Below are 22,449 nucleotides of genomic sequence, written 5' to 3'. Positions count from 1 at the left end.
CTCCGGATTTTTTTTACCTCAGCCTGTGAGCCGCTCCATGAGGGCCAGCCCTTCCGCATTGCCCAGAACCGCTGCTTTTTCCTGACGGGACAGGCGTTCCAGTGCGACCTCAAGCGAGGGCGCTTCTCGAAGTTTGACTAATCCAACAAGAAGGTTGGCGTCGATCGGGGCGCCCGGCTTTCGGGGCGGGGGCAGGGCGCCTTCATGCGCGGCAAGAAGCGGCGCGCTCTGGCGCAGAGCGGCAAAGGCTTCTTCGGGAGGGGCGTCGGGAGCATGGGCCGCGCGTTCCCGCGCCGCATCGTTTGCGGCTGCGAGCTGAAGGATCGGCGGTGGTGCGGTTTCCTCTTCGATCAGCAGCAGACCAGCACGACGCAGACCCAGCCCGACATCGCGGCTGGCCGTTAGTGCGGCAAGCGGAATGGCGAGCACCAGTCCGAGCAGCACGGGCGTCATCCACAGGAACAGAGCCTGAGACACGGACCATGCTGCAATGGCCAGAAGTAGGCCAAACGCGGTGTAGATCCAGTAACCGTGCGCCACTTCTTTCAGCGAAACCCGGCCATCGTCACGGTTCTGCGCGTTCCAGCCGGAATCCCGTCCCAGCAGGATCGAAATGACGCCAGATGTCTGGATCAGCATAGCGACCGGCGCGATCAGGCCCCCGATCAGGGTTTCCAGTACGATAGAGACCGCGAGCCTGAAGACGCCGCCAGACCCCTTGAGCGCCGCGCGATCGAACATCATGGCGATGAAGGCCAGAGCCTTCGGGGCGAGTAGAATGCCCATCGTTCCGATAAAAACGAGCTTGGCTTGAACGGGATCGACCCGAGGCCAGTGCGGATAGAGCGTGGGGGTCGAGCCAAAATATTCTGGATGGTAGAAATGCGATTGGAGCGAAATCAGAATGCCGAACAGCAGGAACAGCAACCACAGAGGCGACATGACATAGGAGCCGATACCCGTCAGCATATGGACGCGGCTGACCCAGTGCATGCCCTTTGTGCCGAGGATCTTGCTGTGCTGCAGATTGCCCTGGCACCAGCGACGGTCGCGGATGGCGACATCTGTCAATGATGGCGGGCTTTCCTCATAGGAACCGAACAGGCCTGGAACCATGTGAATGGCCCAGCCTCCACGACGCATGAGCGCGGCTTCCACGAAGTCATGGCTCAGGATATGGCCGCCAAAGGGGGCTTTGCCCTTCAGATGCGGCAGGCCGGCTTGTTCGGCGAAGGCCTGCGTGCGGATGACGGCGTTATGACCCCAGTAATTGCCTTCCGATCCGTGCCACCATGCAATGCCATGCGCGATCAGCGGTCCGTAAACGCGGCCCGCGAACTGCTGCATCCGGGCAAAAAGCGTGCGACCGCCTACGATGACCGGAAGTGTCTGGATCAGGCCCACGCCCTCATGCTGTTCCATGGCCGCCGTGATCCGGACGATCAGGCTGCCATCCATGACGCTGTCCGCATCGAGGGTGAGCATCTGCTGGTAGGATGCACCGAACCGTGTGACCCAGTCCCCGAGATTGCCTGCCTTGCGGTCCGTATTCTTGTGACGCCGCCGATAAAAGATCCGCTTTTCGCCGCTCGTGGCCTGCCGGAACGCGAGGAAGGCACGCTCTTCCTGCACCCAGACGTCTGGATTGGTCGTGTCGGACAGGATGAAGAAATCGAAAGCGTCGATCTGCCCGGTTGCGAGAATACTGTCATGAATGGCCCGCAGACCCGCGAGAACGCGCGTTGGGTCCTCGTTATAGGTCGGCATCAGGACAGCCGTGCGGCTTTTAAGTTCCGGCAATGGGCCGGTGCGGTGAATGCCAAGTCCCAGACCGCCACGACGGATCAGGGAGATGAATCCCCCAAGGCAGGAGGTGAAGGACAGTGCGATCCAGAAGGCCAGAATGGCGAACAGGACCAGAATAATGATTCCGAGCGTCGAAACGCCCAGCGAGTTGAAGACCTGATTGATGCGGTAGATGCCGTATCCCGTTAGCACAAACGCACCGCCGAAAACCATCAGGCGACGCAGCCATAGCAGGGATGGCGTGGTCGGCAGGATGCTGAACGGTCTGCCATGACGGTCCGGCTGCTGATGAAGGTTCTGGGCCTTCATGGCAAGCGGTGCCTCGGGTGGCAGGAATGGGGCGGAAGCCGGCGTGGCGGAGGAGGAAAACTCGGTCACGGGGTCCAATGGTACATCCATTTTTCTGAAATTGGTCCCTGATCGTTGGCGAGCTGGGCCTGAAGCTCGCATATCTTTGCATCTCCCGGCACGAACTCGAACGTCGTGCGCCATCCCTGGATTGAAGGATTGGGTTCGATCACCACGTTGCGGATCGTCCCTGGGGAGGCCTGTGAGATCAGATGAAAATTCGTACCCTGCGGAACGTTCTGGAACGGCGCGCCCGTGAAGTCGATCACAAAGAAGCGGGCATCCGCATGATCCGTCACGCTCCCGATCCGTGTAGCTGCAACCCGTGCAAGCTGCGTGGGCCACGGCGTGTCCCAGCCCCAGTACATCCGGTAGATGTAGCTGTATTCCTGTCCGCCCTTCATAGGCTGCTTCGGGCGCCAGAAGGAAACGATATTGTCGTTCACTTCATTGGGGGTCGGGATTTCCACAAGGTCCACCGCGCCGTCGCCCCAGTTCCCGATCGGCTCGATCCACAGGGACGGACGCTTCTCGTAATTCAGGGCAAGATCTTCATAATCGTGAAACGCCCTCTTACGCTGCATGAGGCCGAATCCGTGAGGGCTGCTGTCGGCGAAGGCCGAGAACTGAAGATCCGTCGGATTGATCAGCGGCCGGTAAAGCTGCTGTCCGGCGCCTGTCCAGATCTGAAGGGCTTCACTGTCATGCGCGGCCGGACGCCAGTCATCGACATGATTGTGCTGGTTGACGTCGAAATAGAACATGCCCGTAAGAGGAGCGATGCCGGATTCGGTGATGTCCTGACGTGGGAACAGCGAGGACTGCACGTCGAAAACGGTCGTATCGCCCGGACGGATCGTGAAGCGGAACGCCCCTGTCAGAGACGGGCTGTCGAGCAGCGCGTGAATGACGACGGATTCCACTCCGGGCTCCGGCTTTTCCAGCCAGAACTCTCGGAACAGCGCGAATTCTTCCCCCTTTGGGTTGCCGGTTCCGTCTGCGAATGCACGCGCCGACAGGCCGTAATTCTGCCCTTTGGCCACAGCGCGGAAATAGGATGCGCCGAGGAAAACCGCGCATTCTTCCATGACGCCCGGCGTGTTGATCGCATAGCGCAGACGCAGGCCGGAAAAGCCCAGATCATCGGTGACGCGCAGGACGGGATTGGAATAGGTGAAGAGATCCGGGTCGTAGGGAATGGGCGTGGACTGCCCGCCCGTAACCTCGTTCATGCCGATCCGCGGCCTGTACAGGAACCCGCGCGGGAAGAACTCCACGTCGAACGCAAGGTTCTGTCCGTGCCACAGGGCCTTATCGGGATTGAAGGCGATGCTGCGGAACTGGTCGAAGTCCATGTTCGCGATGGCATTGGGGAGTGTCGGCGACGGCGGAGAATAAGGCTTCTTCGACAGGCGCTGCGCTATGAGGCGGACGGTTCCGTCGTCAAAGGGCGTTGACTGTGTGGCGGGTGTCGCAGGCGAAGGGGCGGCGGTGGACTGGGCGTGGGCCATACGGCTGGCTGTTCCCAGAAGGGTCAGTCCGGCCCCAAGCTTGACCAGATCACGGCGCAGGATACTCATACTTTTCCTAATATCCCAGTTTCTCTCGGCGTCTTCCGAAACGAAGTCCGATATCCCAGCGATACGCCGGAAGTGTTTCGTTGCGAAGGGCTCTTCTATGATGAGGGTGCCATTTCACAAGGTCTGGTACGGCCTTTTTATGGCATGCGCTCTGAATGACACATTATTGTGAAATCTGTTGCTGCAAGACATCAAGTAACGGAACGTTACATGCTAATCCGGATACGGATGTTTCTGTTATCGCATCGAGATGCGGAACCTGGAACAGGATGTGCGTTTTTCCAAACTGCACGATATCGCGTTCATTGCCGGAATTCAGCGGCCCGACCGGCACCACGCCAGCTACCGGAATGCCCCGTCGCTGCATGGCTTCAAGGCTAAGAAGTGTATGGTTGATCGTTCCCAGTCCGCTGCGCGTCACCAGAACAACCGGCAGGCCCAGACTTTCAATCAGATCCACGATCATCATGTCCTCACGTACCGGGACCATCAGGCCGCCCGCGCCTTCTACGACGAGTGGTCCCGGCACCTGAGGCAGGACGAGCCGCCCCGGATTGACTGTCACGTTTTCCAGATCGCCTGCCGCCAGCGGAGCGAGCGGGGCCTGAAACGCATAGGCCGGGGGAATGATGCGGGAAGGGTCCAGACCGGCCAGATCCCGCACGGTCGGTGTGTCGCCGTCTTCGTCCGCAAGGCCGGTCTGGAGCGGTTTCCAGTAAGTGGCGTTCCAGGCGCGGCACAGAATGGCGCTGACGAGGGTCTTGCCGATGCCGGTATCCGTTCCCGTGACGAAGACGCCGCGTTGCCAGTTCGTCGATATGTCTTTCATGGCGCTGTTCCTTCCGTCTTCATAAATGTCCCGATGCCGATCTGGTAGGCTACGTCGGAACTTGTACGGTCAAACTGCCGCATAGCCCGGCGCAGGGCCGCGATGCTAGCTGGAGTACTGTCCTGACGCGGCAGGGAGGCCCCGATCTGCCGCAGACCGCGCAGGAACTCCCGCGCGCTACTGACAGGATCACGCAGGGTCAGCACCTCCCAAGATCCGATACCGCTACCGGGCCATTCGGCTTGTACGGTGGATACGGACGGATAATCCGGCACGCCGCACGGTGCGCTTTCCGCCAGACAGGCCTGTTTCCACTCGTTCAGACTGCCTTGCAGCAGCGTCGTGACCATCAGCCGCCCCTGTGGCGCGAGCAGGTCGCAGAGCCTGCGTAACCCCTCTGCCCTGTTGGAGAACCATTGCAGGCAAAGGCTGGAGGCGATCAGGTCGAACGGCCCCGAAACGTCCGGATGTTCGGCGTCCATGACGTGAAAGCGGATGTTCGTGTTTGCGAGATGCTGGTGTGCCCGTGCGATCATGCCGGGAGCCAGATCGCTCGCCAGCAGGCTGGCCTGTGGGAAAAGTCCGGCAAGCTGGGTCGTTAGGAAACCCGTTCCACAGCCGAATTCCAGTATGGAGGGGGAGGCGTGTCCCGCCATTTCTGCCCGGATGCGCTCTATCAACGCCGTGACGCAGCGGCGCTGGATATGGGCAGAGGCGTCATAGCTCTCGGCGGCATCAAATCGCGCGGCGATACTGGCGCGGCGCAGGATGTCGTCAGCCTGCGTCATGGAGCCTCCGTCGCACGAACTCCGCGCAGAGTCTGGGGTGGGTGAGGGGTAGGAGATGTCCGCCCGCGACCCGTTCGCCCGGCGATGCAAACCCCGCCTGCGCGGCCCCGAACGGATCATCTGTGCCGGTCATCCAGTGCAGCCTGTTTCCCCAGTCGGCTGCCTGCGTCTGATGGTCCTGCTGCTGAAGCGCCTCAAGCCCGTGATCTAGTGCGTCTACATTCGGCGTATGGGGCAGGGGCGCTTCCGTTCCGCAGAGGGCCCGGAAATCGTGCAGCACAGCAGCCGGATCACGCTTCAGGCGTGCGCGCATCCGCGTCAGAACCCGTTCGGGGGTGCCGTTCGGGAAGTCTGGTGCGGTAGTAAAGCGCGGGAAACCGTTGAAAAATACCAGTCCGTCACATCCCGGCAGATCCTGCTTCAGCAGCGCCAGAGACCCGGCAGAATGTCCGATCGCCAGATAAGGCGTTTCGGGCAATGCAGGACGATGTTCGGAGCCGAAATATCCGCAGTCCACGGCTTGCGCGCTCACATCCGGCAGATGCGCCAGCAGCGGCTCCCAGAAGGACGCATCGAAGCCCCAGCCGTGAACGAGATAGAGCGCGCGTGTCATGCAACGTCTCTTGTCAGAGCGATGACGGCCTGTCCGAGGCGTTCGATTGCGGCATCGTCCAGCCCGGCATGGAGCGCCAGCCGCAGCCGCGCGGTTCCCGCGGGGACCGTCGGCGGCCGGATGGCCACGGTCAGGAATCCGGCGTCTTCAAGCTGGGCGGCGACCGTCATGGCGCGTTCGGACTCTCCAATCAGCACGGGCACGATCTGTGTTGTGGAGTCCGCTGTGGACAGCCCAGCGCCGTTCAGCATGGTCCGAAGCCGTTTCGCCTGTCCGAGCAGCCGGGCGCGCTCTGCGTCCAGACCGGGCACGACATCCAGCGCCGCATCAATCGCGCCCAGAACCGCAGGCGGCAGGGCCGTGCTGTAAATGAAGCCCGAGGCATGGTTTGCCAGATAGTCGCAGAGCGGTTTCGAGCCTGCGACATAGGCGCCCATGCCGCCCAGCGCCTTGCTGCACGTTCCCATCGTCAGATCGGCCATTCCACAGGACAGGCCGCGCCCCTTGGGGCCCAGAACGCCTGTCGCATGGGCCTCGTCTATATAAAGGAACGCGCCCGCCCGGTCCGCCAGCGCGCGCAGGGCCGGAACATCCGCCCGGTCTCCGTCCATGGAGAATACGCTCTCCGTCACGATCATCCGCAGGCCGGGCTTTTCAGCCTCGCGGGTCAGTAGGCTCTCCAGATGGGACAGGTCGTTATGCCGGAAGCGGATCTGTCGCACGCCTGCCGCTGCACAGCCATGATGCAGGCTGGCATGGTTCAGACGGTCCGAAAACACCAGCATCGGCGCGCCTGTTCGGGTGACAGAGAGTGCACACAAAGCGGGCATGACGGACGCATTGGCCTGCCAGCCGGACGCGAACAGGATCGCGTCCTCACAGCCTTTGAAGGCGGCCATTTTCGTCTCAACTTGCCGGTGCAGGTCCAGCGTTCCGCTGACCAGTCGGGAGGCGCGGGCGCCTGTCCCGAAGCGCAGCGCCCAGTCAGCCGCGCGTTCACGCAGCCGCGGGTGATCTGCCAGCCCGAGATAGTCGTTGGACGACACATCCAGCATCCGTTGCCCGTTTCGGACGATCATGCCGTCCTGTCGGACCAGCGGGCGCAGGGTCCGGCGTGTTCCGGCGGTTTCGCGTTCGGTCAGGGCGGCTGTGAAATGGCTGTCGAACAGGCTCATGTGCCCTCTCGCAACACGTCTATGATGGCTGCCGTCAGGCGTGTGAGCTCTTCAGGCGTGATCGTGAAAGCTGGCGTCAGATAGACGATGTTCCGGAAGGGCCGGATCCACACACCACGCTCTACAAAGGCGCGGCGCAGGGCATCGGGATTCTCCAGTGACTCAAGTTCCACCACGCCGATTGCGCCAAGCACGCGCACATCTTTCATGCCGGGTAGTGTGCGGCATGGCTCCAGTTCCCGCGTAAGCTGGGCCGAGATCGCTGCAATCTGCTCCAGTCGCGGCTCGGACTCGAACAGGTCCAGCGAGGCGTTGGCGACCGCGCAGGCCAGCGGATTGGCCATGAAGGTCGGTCCGTGCATCAAGGCGTGCCCGGCGCTGTCGGACAGGAACGCCTCGAAGACATGCCGCCGGGCTACGGTGGCCGCCAGTGCCATGGTTCCGCCCGTCAGAGCCTTCGAAAGGGCTACGATATCCGGTACGATCCCGGCTTGTTCGCAGGCGAACATTGTCCCTGTGCGGCCGAAGCCGGTGAAAATTTCATCGAGGATCAGCAGGATGCCATGCCTGTCGCACAGTTCGCGCAGACGTTGCAGAACCTCCGGGTCATGGAACAGCATCCCGCCCGCGCCCTGAACCAGCGGTTCCGTGACCATGGCCGCGATGCTGTCGCCGCGTTCCGCCAGCAGGGCTTCAAGTCGCGCCAGACTGTCTGCATCCACGGGCAGATCGGCCAGAACCTGGTTGGGCAGGACGCCGGCGAACAGGCTGTGCATACCTTCTTCTGGGTCACAGATGGACATCATGCCCAGCGTGTCCCCGTGATATCCGCCGCGGAAGGAGAGGATCTTCGTCCGGCCGGTGGTTCCGAGGTTGATGTGGTACTGCACGGCCATCTTGATTGCGACTTCCATCGCGACCGATCCGGAATCGGTGAAGAATACGCGCTCCAGATCTCCTGGCAGCATCGCCGCCAGACGCGCGGCCAAACGGATGGCCGGTTCATGCACCATGCCGCCGAACATCACATGGGGCATCCGTTCCGCCTGCCGGATCAGGGCCTCGTGAATATGCGGATGGCTGTAGCCGTGACAGGCCGTCCACCAGGCTGCAACCCCGTCCACAAGCTCGCGTCCGTCCGCAAGTGTGATCCGGCTGCAGGAGGTGCGGACCGCTTCCACGGGGAAGGGGGCAGTCTGCATCTGGGTATAGGGCAGCCACAGATGGGGCAGGTCAGCGGCCGTCCGGCTTGCAGCGGTCAGGTCAGGGGCGGAAGAAGTGCTGGAAGACATGATCTGCGTTTTCCCGCATGGCCGGGACCAAGTCCATCCCCTGATCTTTCTCCCTGCTTCCGAGGAGGTCGAGCGGAGGGCAAGAGATCGTTCCGCAGGCGGCATGCCGTATCATAAAAAGGTCACGCTTTGTCAGGCAACGATGTGGCATCACCCCCGTTAGTGCAGCGTTCCAGACTATCGGACCTGCCTGAGGATGGCATCATCCTGAGGCAGGCCCGATGGGGAACGTGGAGAAGATACTGCGCTCCGGACCGGAGTTTTCGGTCAAGGGCGCCATTATGAGGTTGAAGGCCAATGTTAAGTTCCAGGGTCATTCATGTCGACGGCGTCTTTCTGGGAACGGCCATTATGAGTGGCGGTCTGAATGCTCTGCGCTTTTACGCGACCCACGAAAGCGTCCGCGCGCTGCATAATGCCTGCATGCCTGATTTCGGCGTGTTGTACGATCAGGTGAAAAAACTCTTCAATCGCAACCGTCTGCTGAGCCCGAAAGCTGCCTGACCAGAGGCTCTGGAAGTCTCCTGACCCTTCATGTGCCGCAGAATGTGTTTCTGACAGCCTCATGAGGCGAGGGCGGTGCGTCCAGTCCCTCGCTCCCGTCATCAAAGGGATGCGCCAGCGCCGTATTCAGGCGCTGGAAAGGCGCATAATTGCCCATCAGAGCTGACTGTATCGCCTCTTCGATTCGATGATTGCGAGGAATGAGGCGGGGATTCGTGGCCTGCATGTCGGCATAGCAGGCTTCCGCAGAGCGCTCTTCCCGATCCAGCCGCGCCTGCCAGTCCCTGAGCCAGTTTTCGATTTTCGCATTCCCCCCGAACAACGTCACAAAGTCTTCGGTTCGCCCTGAACGAACGGCGTCTCCAAGTCTGCGGAACGTGAGCGTGAAATCCGCCTCGCCACGCTGCATGGCCGTCAACAGACGACCCGCCAGCCGGGCATCTCCGTCTTGTTCCAGAGCCAGCCCCAGCTTCCTGCGCCACCCATCAAGATAGACCGTGTTGAACCTGCCATCAAAGCGCATCAGCAGGCTTCTGGCCTTCTCAACCGCCCGCTCACGGTCGGAATCCAGCAGGGGCAGGAGTGCCTCGGCCAGTCTGCCGAGGTTCCACAGGGCCATGTCAGGCTGGTTTCCATAGGCGTAACGGCCATTTTGGTCGATGAAGCTGAAAACCTTGGCCGGATCATAGGCGTCAAGGAAGGCGCAAGGGCCGAAATCGATGGTTTCACCCGCAATGGACATGTTGTCCGTATTCATGACGCCGTGAATGAACCCGATCAGCATCCAGCGCGCCACCAGTTCAGCCTGTCGTGCCGTGACTGCCTCCAGCAGCCCCAGGTAAGGATTTTCGGCCTCTTTTAACTCTGGATACAGACGCCCGATAACGTGATCCGCGAGCGTGCGGACGCTTTGTGTGTCACCCTGCGCTGCAAAATACTGGAATGTCCCAACCCGGACGTGGCTGGAAGCAACTCTCACGATGACGCCGCCGGGCTGAACCGTTTCCCGGGTCACGTTTTCGCCTGTCGTCAGGGCTGCCAGGGCGCGTGTTGTCGGGATGCCCAGCGCGTGCATGGCCTCGCTCACGATGTATTCGCGCAGAACGGGCCCCAGAGCCGCCCGTCCGTCTCCCCGTCGTGAAAATGGTGTCGGCCCCGAGCCCTTGAGGTGAATGTCCCTCAGTCGTCCGCTCCGATCCGTCACCTCGCCAACAAGCATGGCCCGGCCATCGCCAAGGCTTGGAACGAAATGTCCAAACTGGTGTCCAGCATAGGCCATCGCCACCGGAGCAACACCGTCGGGGCGCGCGCCGTAGCTTAGAAACGCCAGTCCAGCCGGGCTGCGCAGCCAGTCCGGGTCCAGTCCGAGTTCCAGGGCCAGAGGTTCATTCAGGGCCACGATTTTCGGATTGTGGAGGGGGGCTGGGGACAGAGGTGCGAAAAACTGCGATGGCAGGGACGCGTAGATACTGGAAAGCTGCATCGTGGTTCCAGTCAGGACGGGCAGAGACCCTCTTCAGATGGACGATCGTCCTTCACAAAGGAAGGGTGTCCGTCGCAAAATAGTGGAAATTCAGCAGCGCCGTCAGCCAGTCCGTAAAGACGTCCAGCCGTCGCAAGAGATGCCTGCGATAAGGATAGAGCTGTGGTCATGGGAAGGGCGGCGTCCGCCATTCCGGCGGGTCGTTCGGCGTATACGGCAGCCCGTGTTTCGCCAGATAGGCCGAGCTGGTGACATTGAGCATCGGAAGCATCCCGAGTTTGTGTCCGATCAGTCATGCCGGGTTCGATTTCCATGCCTGGAGAACGTTCCAAAAAATCAGGCAGGGCAGGCGCCACGATCAGCCGTCCGACCCGCCCGGAAGATTGACCTTCACATGCCCGCGTGTCTCTTTCCGACGAAGACGGACCGGCTTTCGGCGTCCTCAAAATCCGCCAGAAGACGAAGGGCACCGTGATGGAATGGGCCGCCGTCGTCGGTCAGACCGTTCTCTTCAACGGCGGCTATACGATGAAGTAATGCCTTCGAAGTAACGGATTTTTCCGGATACCCTCGTCATGGGGGAGGAGAGGAAAATCCAGTCTCTTAATACAGAATGAGGGAGAGCCTATTTTCTGGTCAATTCCCGTATTTTATCCATATTTTCAATAGAACCCCCTCACGGGGGAGGTCTCTATGCTTAAGAGTGTTAATGAGTTTTTGATCTCTCGGGGCTATGCTGGCGCCAGGTATTTTTCCTTTCCTGCCCGCAGGGGTGGTGACGGAAAAGAGAGTCTTCTCTATTCATGAGAAAATGAACTGGCTTTCCGCCTTTGGTGTTGCCCTTAGGTCTGCCCTGGGCGCGACAACAGCATAGAGGACATTTCGTGGAGCATACCCAGAGCTTGTCAGGTCCCGGCGGAAGAGTCAGTCCGACCGTCATCCGGCTTTACGCGGTTCTGGCCGCAGCCCGCTATCACGGTCTTGAACTGGATATCCGCGATTTCGCAGCGGAACCGGGTGAGGATTCTCCGTCTCCCGCCACGCTGGCGCGGTGGTTGAACGAGCAGGGTGCGGTTGCCAAAGGCATGCGTCTGCGCTGGCGCTATCTCGTCAAGATCCGCAACTCCCCTCCCGTCGTCCTGATGTTCAAGGACGGCTCGGCCGGACTGATGGTTCGCGCCGATGCCGAAAAGGGCGTCGTGTGGCTGCGTGATCCCATGGGGGGAGAAGGGGATGCGCCCGTTCCGGTGGACGAGCTACGTCTCATGCAGGTCTGGACCGGTGATGTCCTGCTGGTCAAACGCCGCCGCGATGAATCCGAAGCGGACGCCAAGTTTGATCTGCTCTGGTTCTCGAAGATGGTGCTTCGCGAGAAAAAGGTGATGCGTGACATCGCTTTCGCGTCGATGATCCTCAGCATCCTTCAGGTCTTTCCCGCCCTGATCGTGATGCAGGTCGTGGACCGTGTGGTGAACTATCACTCCATGGCGACCCTGATTTCCCTGAGCGGCTTTGTCATCATTCTTTCGCTTTACGAAATCCTGCTAACCTATGCGCGGCGCGAACTGTCTCTGATCCTGTCAACCCGGCTGGATGCGCGTATATCTCTACATGCCTTCAACCGGCTGCTGGCTCTGCCGCTGGAATTCTACGAACGCGAGCAGACAGGCGAAATACTTGGCCGCTTCATGGCCGTATTTAAGGTGCGTGACTTCCTGACCGGTCAGCTCATGAGTACACTGCTGGATCTGTTTACGCTCATTGTGGTGCTGCCGGTCCTCTTCGTGATCAGCGCGACGCTGGCCTGGATGACGCTGGCCGCTGCCGGATGTATCGGACTGATCGTGGTGCTGTTCCTGCCACCGGTCACGCGTGTCATCGGCAAGCAGGTTCTCGCGGAAATGAAGCGCGGCTCCATCCTGTATGAAACGGTCGCTGGTATCCGTACTGTCAAGACGCTCGCTCTCGAGGCCACGCGCCGCGAATTGTGGGATGAGCGGACGGCTGACGTCGTACGTTGGAAACTGGCGGCAGGCCGGATGGCGAGCTGGCCGCAGACGCTGGTCCAGCCCTTCGAAATTTTCATCAATCGTGGCATCATTTTGATCGGGGCCTACCTGATCCTGACCAATTCAAGCTCCATGCAGTCTGGCGCCCTTATGGGCTTCATGATGCTGGGTGGACGTGTGGCCAGTCCGCTCGTTAATCTTGCCAAGCTGATGGAAGCCTTCAATGAGGTCAGCGTCTCCCTCGGTGAGGCGGGAATGGTCCTGAACCAACCGACCGAAACCAAGGCTCTGACTACAGGTATGCGTCCTGTCATCAAAGGCGCCCTGTCTTTCGTGAATGTGGACTTTTCCTATCCGGGATCGACGGCCAAGGCGCTTAATAACGTCACGTTCGAGATCCCGGCAGGCACTATGCTGGGTCTTGTGGGGCGGTCCGGCTCCGGTAAATCGACGATCACCCGTCTTTTGCAGGGTGTAAGCCGGAATTATACGGGCTATCTGCGCCTTGATGGCGTGGATCTGCGTGAGATCAACCTGACGCATCTGCGCCGCTCTTTCGGTGTTGTTCTGCAGGACAACTTCCTTTTCCGCGGCACCATCCGGGACAATATCACGGCCGGTCGCCCTGGGCTTACGATTGACGATGCCATCCGTGCCGCGCGTCTGGCCGGTGCTGAGGAATTCATCGAGCGCATGCCCGCCGGATATGACACGTGGATTGAGGAAGGCTCGACCAACATTTCCGGTGGCCAGCGTCAGCGGCTCGCGATTGCACGTGCCGTCATCAGTGATCCCAAGCTGATGATCCTGGATGAGGCGACGTCTGCGCTTGATCCGGAATCCGAGGCCCTCGTCAACGCCAACCTGCAGCGGATTGGCAAGGGACGTACGATGGTGATCGTCTCCCACCGCCTGTCCTCACTTGTGAACTGTCATCAGATCGCGGTCATGGATCAGGGTAAGCTGGTTGATATCGCGCCGCACCGGGTTCTTCTGGAGCGTTGCGAAATCTATCGTATGCTCTGGTTGCAGCAGAACCGGCACATGACAGATAATGATGTTCCCGGTTCCACCGGGCAACTGACGGAAGGAGAGTGATCATGAGCTCTTCCGGCATGATCCCGAAGGACGATCGGACACCCCATCAGTCCGACGAGGACTTCAACCAGCACGTCCCACGCACGGCAACGGATCCGTTTGCTCCCGACGATATGCCGCTGGCGCTGCTCGAGTTTCATTCGCCGACGGCAGGCCTCGTCAATCTGCCGGCCACCCCGGCAGCCCGATATATCATCCTGCTGATCGGCGGCCTGTTTCTGGCCTGTCTTGCCGCTATGGCGCTGTTCCCGATCAATCGCGTCGTCTCGACACCGGGCCGGCTGATCTCGACGCAGCCAACCATCGTCGTGCAGCCTCTCGAAACTGCGATCATCCGCTCCATCGACGTCCGTGTCGGCGACTTCGTAAAGAAGGGTGACGTTCTTGCCCATCTGGATCCGACCGTTACCGAAGCCGACATCACGAACATGCGTCAGCAGCGGGATGCCTATCAGGCGGAATATGATCGCCTCAAGGCTGAAGCGGCAGGTCAGGATTATCACGTCAACCTGAATGATCCGGCTTCGGTGGAGCAGGGGGCCGCTTTCCTGCGTCGCAAGAGCGAATATCAGGGGCATGTCGAGAATTACGCTCAGCAGATCGCGAGCCTCGAGAGTGATATCCAGGGGTATCGGGCCAATGCCGCCATGTATGGCAGCAAGATGCGTGTTGCCTCAGAAGTTCTTCAGATGCGTCAGCGCGAGCAGGCCGATCAGGTCGGTTCGCGCCTGTCGACCCTTGGCGCGCAGACCGAATTGATGGAAGCGGAGCGCGCAGAGATTGCCGCCCAGCAGAGTGCGAATTCCGCCGAAAAGAAGCTGGCGGCCATGAAAGCGGAGCGTGACGGCTATATCGGAAACTGGCAGGCCAAGATCTATTCGGATCTTACCGAAGCAGGTCATCATCTTTCCGAGTATCAGAGTTCATTCGAGAAGGCGCGTCTGCGTCAGGATCTTGTTCTCCTTCGTGCTCCGGAAGACGGGATCGTCCTGACGATTGGCCAAGGCTCGGTAGGATCGGTTCTGCAGTCCGCCGGACAGTTCATTACGCTTGTTCCAACCGGGTTCGGACTGGAAATGGAAGCGGTCATGCGCTCGCAGGACGTGGGCTTCGTTCAGGTCGGCGATCATGCGCTCCTGAAATTCGCGACATTCCCGTATGATCAGTATGGCGGCGCGGAAGCAACGGTGCGCGTCATCAGTGCGGACGCCTTCACGCCGTCCTCGCAGAATGGCGGCGGGGGAGCCAACGGCAATGCAGCGGCGGATGATTCCGCGTCATCAGGTGTCTATCGTGTCCGCCTGCGGATTGACCGCTATACGCTTCACGGTCAGCCGTCGTTCTTCCATCCGATGCCCGGAATGTCTCTGACAGCCGATATCGATGTCGGTAAGCGGACCGTCCTGCAGTACCTGTTCAACAAGCTGACGCCTGCGTTGACGAACGGTATGAGAGAGCCATAACAGGAACCCGTCGATCAAACATGGAGCGTCCCTAGAAGCGCTCGAAGGAACGCCCGGCAAGATCCGGGCGTTTCCATATGATAGTCATTCAGGACCTGTGCCTTACATGTCGATCAAACATCGTTTTGGTTCTCTTCTGTCATCGAAGGGAAAGCTGGAATACGCAATCCACCTCACGGAAACAGGGCAGGCCGTTCAGGGCTTTGCTCTTCTCAGCCGCCTTGCCGCCGCGGGAGATGCAGAGGCATCTTTCCGTGTCGGTCGTGCCTATCTGGACGGAATCGGGGTTCCTCCCAGCCTTGAGGATGGGGCCCGCTGGATCTATCAGGCTGCGCAGGCAGGCCACACCGAAGCTGCCTTTGTTCTTGCGACGCTCTATACGGTCGGTTTGCCCGAAGGGTTCGAAATCCAGACGTCCCGCGAAGCACTGGATCTGTCGCACACGCCTGAAGCCGGACCGAGACATCCGGATTTCCATCTCGGGCTGCGCTGGGCCAGAGTCGCGGCTGAAGCCGGTTCTCCGGATGCGCAGGCCCTGCTCGGATATATCCTGACGAGCGGTCCGGAGGATCTTCGCGACTTGCCGCAGGCCCGCACCTGGTATGAGCGTTCGGCTCAGGCTGGATGTTCACAGGGACATCTGGGGATGGCGCTGTGTATTCTGCAAGACGCCTCAACAGACGAGGATCTGGCAGCCGCTGCGGAGCATCTTCGGGAAGCCAGCAAGGGCGGTCTTGGAACCGCATTCGACATTCTTGGGCGCATGTATGAATCCGGCTCTGGCGTCCCGCGGGATCTCGGCCGGGCGGCCGAATATTTCCGGGAAGCAGCGGAACGCAATATTGTGGCTGCCCAGGCGAAATACGGGCTGATGCTGCTCGAAGGGATCGGCACGCCAAGGCATTTCGGGCGTGCGGAAACCTGGTTGAAACGCGCCGCGATGAACGGTGACACACAGTCCGCGGCGCTACTGGGGGATCTGTGTGCCAATGGGGGAGATCTTCCGCCTAATCTGATGGAAGCCTCCAAATGGTACCGGCTTGCCGCTGAACAAAAACACGCCGGAGCCGCACGGGCGCTGGGTCTTCTCTATCTTACGGGGAATGGTGTCCATCAGGATCCCGATGTGGCGACTCACTGGTTCCGTATTGCTTCTGAAGCGGGAGACGTCCATGCGGATGCGGATTTCGGAAACTTGATTCTCGCTGGTGCGTCCGCGACAGCCGATGAGAGACGGGCTCTTCAGTCGCGCTTCGAGAAAGCGGCGGAGAAGGGCGATCTGGTCGGTGCTTTCAATCTGGGCGTCTGTTTTTCTGAAGGTGTGACCGGGACCCAGGATGGGCGGGAGGCGGCGCGGTGGATGCAGAAGGCCGCTGATGGCGTCGTCAATGCACAGTACTGGTATGGTAGAATGTTGCTTGAGGGACGGGGCGTGCAGCCCGATCCGACACAGGCACTTTACTGGATGGAAAAGGCGGCGGATGCCGGTATGGCCGAGGCGCAGGTCACTGTTGCGGCTCTTCTTGTGAACGGTAGCATCAATGGACGCCGCGATCACGATAAGGCTCTGACATTCTACCGGCATGCCGCGGAAAGCGGAAATGTCGATGCGATGTTCTCGCTGGCGGCGATGTATGGTGGCGGTCACGACGTCCCCGAAAACCGTCCCCAGGCCCAGCTCTGGTTCCGCAAGGCGGCACAGCGCGGCAATGGTCTGGCGCAGATGATGCTTGGCCGCTACCTCGTGCGGGGCCTGGCGGGAGTGACGGATCCTGTCGAGGGCCGGGTCTGGCTGGAGCGCGCGAAAGCCCAGAACATCCGTGACGCCGAAGCGGAACTCGTGCTTCTGGATGAGGCTCAGCCGGATGATGATGACTGATTTCCGTGTCGGCTGACCGTTCCGTTTCGCGCCGCAGGACCTCTGGTGCCGCTTTTGCGGGCTTTGGCCGGACGGTCAGCGAAAAAGAGCGGGCCCTTTGGCGGGAGGCAATGAGCCGTCGCGCACAGGAGGCTTTTTCCAGAGGGCAGGCTGCGCTTCAGGGTGGAAACATTTCTCTCGGGCTGTTCTGGCTGGAGCGCGCCGAGCGGATGTCCCGTACAAATCCCAATCTGAAATGGGCTGTCGGGCTGGCCTGTCTGTCGGCGGGCCGGCTCGCAGACTGTTTGCTTCGCATGCGGGAATTGCGGGAAACATACGCCCTGCGTGAAGCCGCTTTTCTGGAAGTCCTCTGCCTTGTGCGGCTGGAGCGTCTGGACGAAGCCGGCTGCCGGATGCAGGACGCGCTTTCACGCTTTCATGCCACCCCCGAAACCCATCCCATCGCGGATCAGATTGCCGCCGCCGGAGGGCGCCTCGGCTGGATGACTGCGTCCAATAATGGGACGCTCCTGATCCGTGCCGCCCGACCTGTTCGCCTGCTTCTGGATGGACAGGAGGTGGCGACGGGACTGAAGGACGGCGTGCACGTTCTGTCCGAGGGCTGGCGGTTGGCTCGCCAGCTGGAAGTCCGCTCAGGCCGGCGGCATGTTCTGGGCAGTCCGCTCGATATTGCGGCCCTGACCCGCTGCGAGTCTTTTGTCGAGGCGGATATCGACGGTTTGACGGGCTGGATTTGGACACCCGCCGAGCCTGAACATGTTCCGCAAGTCACATTGTGGGACGGTTCCCATCTCCGCGCTGAAGCTTTCGCCCAGGATGTGGACAGCGATATCCCGCTGGCCCGCAACCGTATCTTTCACGTCCCCGCGGCACTCTTGCCTCCAGGAGATCCGGGACCGCTGGAGCTGAGAGATGCAAACGGACATCTTCTGACGGGTGCGCCTGTCGATCCTCTGACTGGCAGGCTTGTCACAGGCCAGACAGGGGGACTGGCCGCCCGGTTTCAGCCTGTCGCCGTTAGATCCGGAATGCCCCGGGCGTCCGGTCTGCGTGCGTCTCCGGGCTGCGCGGTTGTCATTCCCGTTTATGCCGCCTGTTCAACCACGATGGCCTGCCTGCGGACCGTCCTCGTGACCTGCCCGGCGGACGTCCCAGTGATCGTGGTCGATGACGCTAGTCCCGAGCCCGCGCTGGCTTCTGCACTCGACCGGTTTGCGGAAGAAGGGCGGATCCTGCTGATCCGGCATGACCGGAACAGGGGTTTTCCGATTTCGGCCAATGACGGCATCCGCGCCGCCGAGGGGCGGGATATCCTGCTGCTCAATAGCGATACCCTGGTTCCGGCAGGTTGGGTCGAACGGCTGCGGGCAAGGCTCATCCAGTCGGATACCGGAACGGTGACTCCGTTTTCCAATGACGCGACTATTATGTCCTATCCGTCGGTCGACCGATCAAATCCCGTCCCTTCCCTGAGGGAGATGCGGGCAATGGACCGGTTGTGCCGCGACGTCTGTGGTGACGGCGCCGGAACTGGCGGGGACAGGATCGAACTGCCCACGGCCCATGGCTTCTGCATGGCGATTTCCGCAGACTGCCTGTTGGAAGTCGGTCTCTTTCGCGAAGATATTTTTGCGCAGGGATATGGCGAAGAGAACGATTTCTGCCTGCGGGCCTCGGCAAAGGGATTTCGTCATCTGGCGGCTCCCGAGCTCTTCGTGGCGCATGTCGGGTCGGCCTCGTTCGGGGGAGCCCGCAAAGCACTCGGCGCGCGGAACCTCCAGATCCTCAATGCTCTCCATCCCGGCTACAATCAGCTTGTCAAGTGCTTCATCAAAGCCGATCCATTGCATGAAACACGGCGCAGACTGGACGCAGCGGCACTGCTGCGTCTGGCCGCGGGCCGGCCAGCCGTTCTGATGGTGCAGCACGATGCCGGCGGCGGGGTGGGTCGCGTCGTACGCGAGCGCTCCGCAGCTTTTGAGGCTGCGGGCGAACTTGCTCTTGCCCTGCGGCCGCACGCAACCGGCTGTCTTCTCGAGCATGTTTCTGAAGAGAAGAGGTTTCCCAATCTGAAATTCTCCCTTCCCCGAGAACTCCCCGGGTTACTGGATTTGCTGCGGTCTCTGAGGGTGAGGGTGGTCGAATGGCATCATCTGATCGGCCATGCGCCTGCCATCCGGACGCTCCACGAGGCACTGGACATCCCCTGTGATATCTTCATCCATGACCATATCTGGTTCTGTCCGCGCATTTCTCTTTGTGACGGAGAAGGGCGTTACTGCGGCGAACCCGATCAGGCGGGATGCGAGAAATGTGTCTCACGCTGGGGAGGATATCTGGGAGAAGATATCTCGATTTCCGGGCTTCTTGCCCGATCCGCACACGAACTGTCATCGGCGCGTGCGCTCATGGCGCCGACTGACGATACGGTCCGGCGGATTACCCGGCACTTTCCGGGTCTGACGATCCAGACCATTCCCCTTGAAGATGATGCAGAGTTGCAGGCGGATATCCGGGCTGCGCGTCCTGGGTTGTCCGGGCAGCCTCTTAGAGTGTGTGTGGTGGGGGGAATCAGTCAGTGGAAAGGCTATGACGTTCTTTTGGATCTTGCGAGGGAGATCCGGGCCCACCGGCTTCCCATCGAACTGTCCCTGGTAGGGCATACGCATGATGACGACGCTCTGATCGCATTGGGCGTGAGGGTGACAGGCGAATACCGCGAGAACGAAGTTCAGGATCTTATCCGTCAGCAGAAACCCGATGTCGGGCTGATACCCTCCATTGCGCCTGAGACATGGTGCTATGCACTGGGGCAAGTGTGGCGCAGCGGTCTGGAGGCGGTCTGCTTTGATCTTGGGGCACAGGGAGAACGGGTTCGCAAAAGCGGAGCAGGTCTCGCCATACCTCTCGGAATCCCGGCATTTCAGCTCGCGGCGATCCTGATGCGGAAATGGGGATCGTCCCGGTGAGGAGCGGTTTACCTTTTCTATCGAAATAGGCCACTATAACGCCGAAACAGAAGCCGGTACTTATAGAAGGCTGCCGTAACACATCGTCGGGATGCTGTTCATAACTGTAAGAACCACGCGTGACAGTTCATGAAACATACCGGTATTATTGCCTGCAAGAACGGACGCAATTGGGAGTAGGGAATGTCTAACGCCGCCGAAGCACCGCGACAGAACCGGGTCATTGACCTCAAGGCCGGGGCGCACATGATGGTGCTGGATGCAGGAATTTTCTGCATCTTTCATGCCGCCGGTCAGGCTCCCGCCGGAGCTGCCGGTCTCCCGGGAGTTCGGATTTCCCGCGCACCTGGCACGCCACCGGGGATCGTGACGGTCAGCACCTTCGAGGAGGATGGCTGGATCGGAGGATCGAACGGCGCGGCTCTGGTCCGAGTCATGCGCGGACCAGCAGCGGTTCTGGTTACCACCTATCAGGAACCTGACAGCCCCCATCCCGCACCCAGGCTGCAGGTCGCGCAACTCGCGGGTCCGGTGACACCGGCTTCCGCGGCCCCGGCAGTATCCGCACCTCCCGCCGCTGCGTCCGCAGGTAGCGAAGCCGCTACATCTGCCGAGACGGTGGCTGAGAAAGTCTCCAGTGATATTTCCGCCCATATCCAGCGTCGCGGGGATGTTTCTACGGGCATTGGACACTGGATGGGCGTTCCGGGTAGCCAGAGCTGGATCGAAGGCTTCAGTATTGCACCGGAAGAAGGCGTTCCCGCTGCGGATGTCGAATATCAAGCTGTTCTCGGAAAGGGGTGGCTCTCTCCCTGGGCTGAAGGCGGTCAGTACTGTGGCTCGCGCGGTATGGCTCTGCCCATTCTCGGGCTTAGGGTGCGTCTGAAGGGTCAATCCGCCGAAACGCTCAAGGTCCGTCTGACGGCCACCTTCACGGATGGCACGCGGCTTGGTCCGGTGGATGGCTCCGAAGCGCTCGAGGCGGAAAGTCTTGCACCGCTGGAAGCCTTCTTGCTCGAATTCGTGACCGGGGAAGAAGAAGCGACATCTGCTCCGAAGGCTTCGACAAAGTCCGCGTCCGGCAAGCCTGCTGCTGCCAAGTCCGCCGCCAAGGCTGCCCCGGGCAAAGCCGCTGCCAAGGCGCGCCCTGTGAAAGCTGCCGAAGCCCTGGCGAAGCCGGCGGCGCCCAAAAAGCGCAAGACCACCCCGTCATCCTGATGGATTGACGATTTCCGACGCTGTAACCGGAGGCATGTCAGGCGTCTCCGGTTCTTGTGAAACTGCTGCCATCTGCTGTCCTCTCCGCGCGCGAACAGGAAGCCGCAGAGGCGTCCTGTCTTTCCGGAGAAGATGTGCGTTATCTATTCGTCCACCAGAATTTTCCTGGGCAGTTTCTGCACTTCGTCCGTCATCTTCAGGCGCGGGGTCATGAGATCGTTTTCATTTCCGAGGCGAATAACGGTCATATTCCCGGCGTCAGGCGGGCTATCTATCGTGTCCCGCGTCTTCCTTCCATGGAAACCCATCCGCATCTGAGGGAGTTCGAGTACGGTCTTCTCCGTGCCGAAGCCGTGGCCACGGCTGCCAGAACGCTCAAGGGCTTGGGATACGAACCGGATATCATCATTGGTCATCACGGCTGGGGCGAACTGCTTAATCTGGGCGATGTCTTTCCGGGCTGCCCGATCCTCGGATATTTCGAATTCTTCTATCATGCCGATCGGAACGATGTCGGCTTCGACCCTGAATTTCCGCCCTCCCCGGAATTGGCGGCGGCCGTTCGGGTCAAGAATTCGATCAATCTCCAGGCCCTGTGTCTGGCGAATGGTTACGGTCAAAGCCCTACCCAGTTTCAGTGGGGTACCTATCCAAGCTGGGCGCAGGAGAAAATTTCCCTGCTCCGTGAAGGGGTCAATCTGGAGCTTTGCTGCCCGGAGCCTCAGGCAAGACGGCGTAATCTCGTCATCAATGGTGTCAAAATCACCCCCAAAGACTCTCTCGTGACCTATGTCGCGCGGGACCTTGAACCTTATCGCGGCTTTCATGTGGTGATGCGGGCGCTTCCGCGTATTCTGGCTGAACGCCCGGATGCCCACGTCATTCTTGTTGGTGGGGACAAGGTCAGCTATGGGACGCTCCCGCCCGGAGGCGGTAGCTGGCGCGAAATCATGCTGCGCGAGGTCGGTGCACGTCTTGATCTTGAGCGCGTTCATTTCGTCGGCAAGGTCGAATACGATGATTTCCGCGCTCTTCTGAGGCGTTCAGACGCCCATCTCTATCTGACATATCCTTTCGTCGCATCCTGGTCCCTTCGTGAAGCCATGGCTACGGGATGCCCTATTATCGGTAGTGATACCGCGCCCGTACGGGAATTCATTACCGAGAATGTGACCGGGCGACTGGTGCCGTTTCTGGAGCCTGACAGAATTGCCGAGGCCACCTTGGTCATGTTGGATGACCGACGAAGTGCCCGTCGCCTAGGTCAGGAAGCCCGGCGATATGCCGAAGCCGAACTTTGTTTGAAGAGCTATCTGGAGCGTTATGACGGCTTGGTTGACCAGATCGTCAGCACGCATCGTTCATAAGGACGCCAGAACAGGGGGCGCTGTTTTT

Annotated in this window: 16 protein-coding genes; 8 read left to right on the top strand and 8 right to left on the bottom strand. The window is 60.5% G+C overall.

All coding sequences use genetic code 11. From position 1 onward, the window contains the following. Nucleotides 1–18: 18 nt before the first annotated feature. The 7 genes from mdoH to GKA01_RS09985 form a co-directional block, all read right to left on the bottom strand. The gene (gene mdoH / locus GKA01_RS10015) at nucleotides 19–2,205 is read right to left on the bottom strand and encodes a glucans biosynthesis glucosyltransferase MdoH (protein ID WP_146862305.1); all 2,187 of its coding nucleotides are present in this window, start codon (nucleotides 2,203–2,205) and stop codon (nucleotides 19–21) included. Further along, the gene (locus GKA01_RS10010) at nucleotides 2,181–3,734 is read right to left on the bottom strand and encodes a glucan biosynthesis protein (RefSeq protein ID WP_146862302.1); all 1,554 of its coding nucleotides are present in this window, start codon (nucleotides 3,732–3,734) and stop codon (nucleotides 2,181–2,183) included. Before GKA01_RS10010 ends, mdoH begins: the two co-directional genes overlap by 25 nt. Before the next feature lie 163 nt (nucleotides 3,735–3,897). Beyond that, nucleotides 3,898–4,563, bottom strand: a complete 666-nt coding sequence (gene bioD, locus GKA01_RS10005) for a dethiobiotin synthase (RefSeq protein WP_146862299.1) — start codon at nucleotides 4,561–4,563, stop codon at nucleotides 3,898–3,900. After that, complete coding sequence (locus GKA01_RS10000; RefSeq protein ID WP_146862296.1) at nucleotides 4,560–5,351, bottom strand: methyltransferase domain-containing protein; 792 nt, start codon at nucleotides 5,349–5,351, stop codon at nucleotides 4,560–4,562. The genes bioD and GKA01_RS10000 overlap by 4 nt, the downstream gene beginning before the upstream one ends. Continuing rightward, complete coding sequence (locus GKA01_RS09995) at nucleotides 5,338–5,964, bottom strand: alpha/beta hydrolase family protein (RefSeq protein ID WP_146862293.1); 627 nt, start codon at nucleotides 5,962–5,964, stop codon at nucleotides 5,338–5,340. Before GKA01_RS09995 ends, GKA01_RS10000 begins: the two co-directional genes overlap by 14 nt. Then, nucleotides 5,961–7,139 carry an aminotransferase class I/II-fold pyridoxal phosphate-dependent enzyme gene (locus GKA01_RS09990; RefSeq protein WP_146862290.1) on the bottom strand — a complete coding sequence of 393 codons (1,179 nt, stop codon included), beginning with the start codon at nucleotides 7,137–7,139 and terminating at the stop codon, nucleotides 5,961–5,963. Before GKA01_RS09990 ends, GKA01_RS09995 begins: the two co-directional genes overlap by 4 nt. Continuing rightward, nucleotides 7,136–8,431, bottom strand: coding sequence for an adenosylmethionine--8-amino-7-oxononanoate transaminase (locus GKA01_RS09985; protein ID WP_146862287.1), 1,296 nt, complete (start codon nucleotides 8,429–8,431; stop codon nucleotides 7,136–7,138). The genes GKA01_RS09990 and GKA01_RS09985 overlap by 4 nt, the downstream gene beginning before the upstream one ends. 297 nt (nucleotides 8,432–8,728) lie before the next feature. Here GKA01_RS09985 and GKA01_RS09980 point away from each other — a divergent pair, with 297 nt between their 5' ends. Beyond that, nucleotides 8,729–8,935 carry a hypothetical protein gene (locus GKA01_RS09980; protein ID WP_146862284.1) on the top strand — a complete coding sequence of 69 codons (207 nt, stop codon included), beginning with the start codon at nucleotides 8,729–8,731 and terminating at the stop codon, nucleotides 8,933–8,935. Between the two features lie 28 nt (nucleotides 8,936–8,963). Here GKA01_RS09980 and GKA01_RS09975 read toward each other — a convergent pair whose 3' ends face one another. Then, nucleotides 8,964–10,418: a protein adenylyltransferase SelO gene (locus GKA01_RS09975; RefSeq protein WP_146862281.1), complete on the bottom strand. Its 1,455-nt coding sequence runs from the start codon at nucleotides 10,416–10,418 to the stop codon at nucleotides 8,964–8,966. 402 nt (nucleotides 10,419–10,820) lie between these two features. Between GKA01_RS09975 and GKA01_RS13985 the strand changes: the two genes are divergently transcribed. The 7 genes from GKA01_RS13985 (at nucleotide 10,821) to GKA01_RS09940 (ending at nucleotide 22,421) form a co-directional block, all read left to right on the top strand. Then, nucleotides 10,821–10,955, top strand: a complete 135-nt coding sequence (locus GKA01_RS13985) for a hypothetical protein (RefSeq protein ID WP_264789655.1) — start codon at nucleotides 10,821–10,823, stop codon at nucleotides 10,953–10,955. Nucleotides 10,956–11,374: 419 nt separating this feature from the next. Further along, the gene (locus GKA01_RS09965; protein ID WP_146862388.1) at nucleotides 11,375–13,525 is read left to right on the top strand and encodes a peptidase domain-containing ABC transporter; all 2,151 of its coding nucleotides are present in this window, start codon (nucleotides 11,375–11,377) and stop codon (nucleotides 13,523–13,525) included. 2 nt (nucleotides 13,526–13,527) lie between these two features. After that, a complete protein-coding gene (locus GKA01_RS09960; RefSeq protein WP_194265851.1) occupies nucleotides 13,528–14,988 on the top strand; it encodes an HlyD family type I secretion periplasmic adaptor subunit in 1,461 nt (486 codons plus the stop codon). Nucleotides 14,989–15,094: 106 nt separating this feature from the next. After that, entirely contained in the window at nucleotides 15,095–16,867 is a 1,773-nt protein-coding gene (locus tag GKA01_RS09955) for a tetratricopeptide repeat protein (RefSeq protein ID WP_146862278.1), read from the top strand. A gap of 110 nt (nucleotides 16,868–16,977) precedes the next feature. Continuing rightward, nucleotides 16,978–19,836, top strand: a complete 2,859-nt coding sequence (locus GKA01_RS09950) for a glycosyltransferase (RefSeq protein WP_146862275.1) — start codon at nucleotides 16,978–16,980, stop codon at nucleotides 19,834–19,836. Nucleotides 19,837–20,019: 183 nt separating this feature from the next. After that, nucleotides 20,020–21,054 carry a hypothetical protein gene (locus GKA01_RS09945; protein ID WP_146862272.1) on the top strand — a complete coding sequence of 345 codons (1,035 nt, stop codon included), beginning with the start codon at nucleotides 20,020–20,022 and terminating at the stop codon, nucleotides 21,052–21,054. Between the two features lie 134 nt (nucleotides 21,055–21,188). Then, complete coding sequence (locus GKA01_RS09940; RefSeq protein ID WP_146862382.1) at nucleotides 21,189–22,421, top strand: glycosyltransferase family 4 protein; 1,233 nt, start codon at nucleotides 21,189–21,191, stop codon at nucleotides 22,419–22,421. Nucleotides 22,422–22,449 lie beyond the last annotated feature (28 nt).

Source organism: Gluconobacter kanchanaburiensis NBRC 103587 (genome assembly GCF_007988905.1).
Classification (GTDB): Bacteria; Pseudomonadota; Alphaproteobacteria; order Acetobacterales; family Acetobacteraceae; genus Gluconobacter; species Gluconobacter kanchanaburiensis.
This window is presented reverse-complemented; position numbering and strand designations above follow the sequence as displayed.

Coding starts and splice junctions, on each gene's coding strand:
- GKA01_RS09955 (WP_146862278.1), top strand. CDS start 15,095: ATGTCGATCAAACATCGTTTTGGTTCTCTTCTGTCATCGAAGGGAAAG.
- GKA01_RS09960 (WP_194265851.1), top strand. CDS start 13,528: ATGAGCTCTTCCGGCATGATCCCGAAGGACGATCGGACACCCCATCAG.
- GKA01_RS10010 (WP_146862302.1), bottom strand. CDS start 3,734: ATGAGTATCCTGCGCCGTGATCTGGTCAAGCTTGGGGCCGGACTGACC.
- GKA01_RS09990 (WP_146862290.1), bottom strand. CDS start 7,139: ATGAGCCTGTTCGACAGCCATTTCACAGCCGCCCTGACCGAACGCGAA.
- GKA01_RS09950 (WP_146862275.1), top strand. CDS start 16,978: ATGAGCCGTCGCGCACAGGAGGCTTTTTCCAGAGGGCAGGCTGCGCTT.
- GKA01_RS09975 (WP_146862281.1), bottom strand. CDS start 10,418: ATGCAGCTTTCCAGTATCTACGCGTCCCTGCCATCGCAGTTTTTCGCA.
- bioD (WP_146862299.1), bottom strand. CDS start 4,563: ATGAAAGACATATCGACGAACTGGCAACGCGGCGTCTTCGTCACGGGA.
- GKA01_RS09980 (WP_146862284.1), top strand. CDS start 8,729: ATGTTAAGTTCCAGGGTCATTCATGTCGACGGCGTCTTTCTGGGAACG.
- GKA01_RS09985 (WP_146862287.1), bottom strand. CDS start 8,431: ATGTCTTCCAGCACTTCTTCCGCCCCTGACCTGACCGCTGCAAGCCGG.
- GKA01_RS09995 (WP_146862293.1), bottom strand. CDS start 5,964: ATGACACGCGCGCTCTATCTCGTTCACGGCTGGGGCTTCGATGCGTCC.
- GKA01_RS10000 (WP_146862296.1), bottom strand. CDS start 5,351: ATGACGCAGGCTGACGACATCCTGCGCCGCGCCAGTATCGCCGCGCGA.
- GKA01_RS09945 (WP_146862272.1), top strand. CDS start 20,020: ATGTCTAACGCCGCCGAAGCACCGCGACAGAACCGGGTCATTGACCTC.
- mdoH (WP_146862305.1), bottom strand. CDS start 2,205: ATGGATGTACCATTGGACCCCGTGACCGAGTTTTCCTCCTCCGCCACG.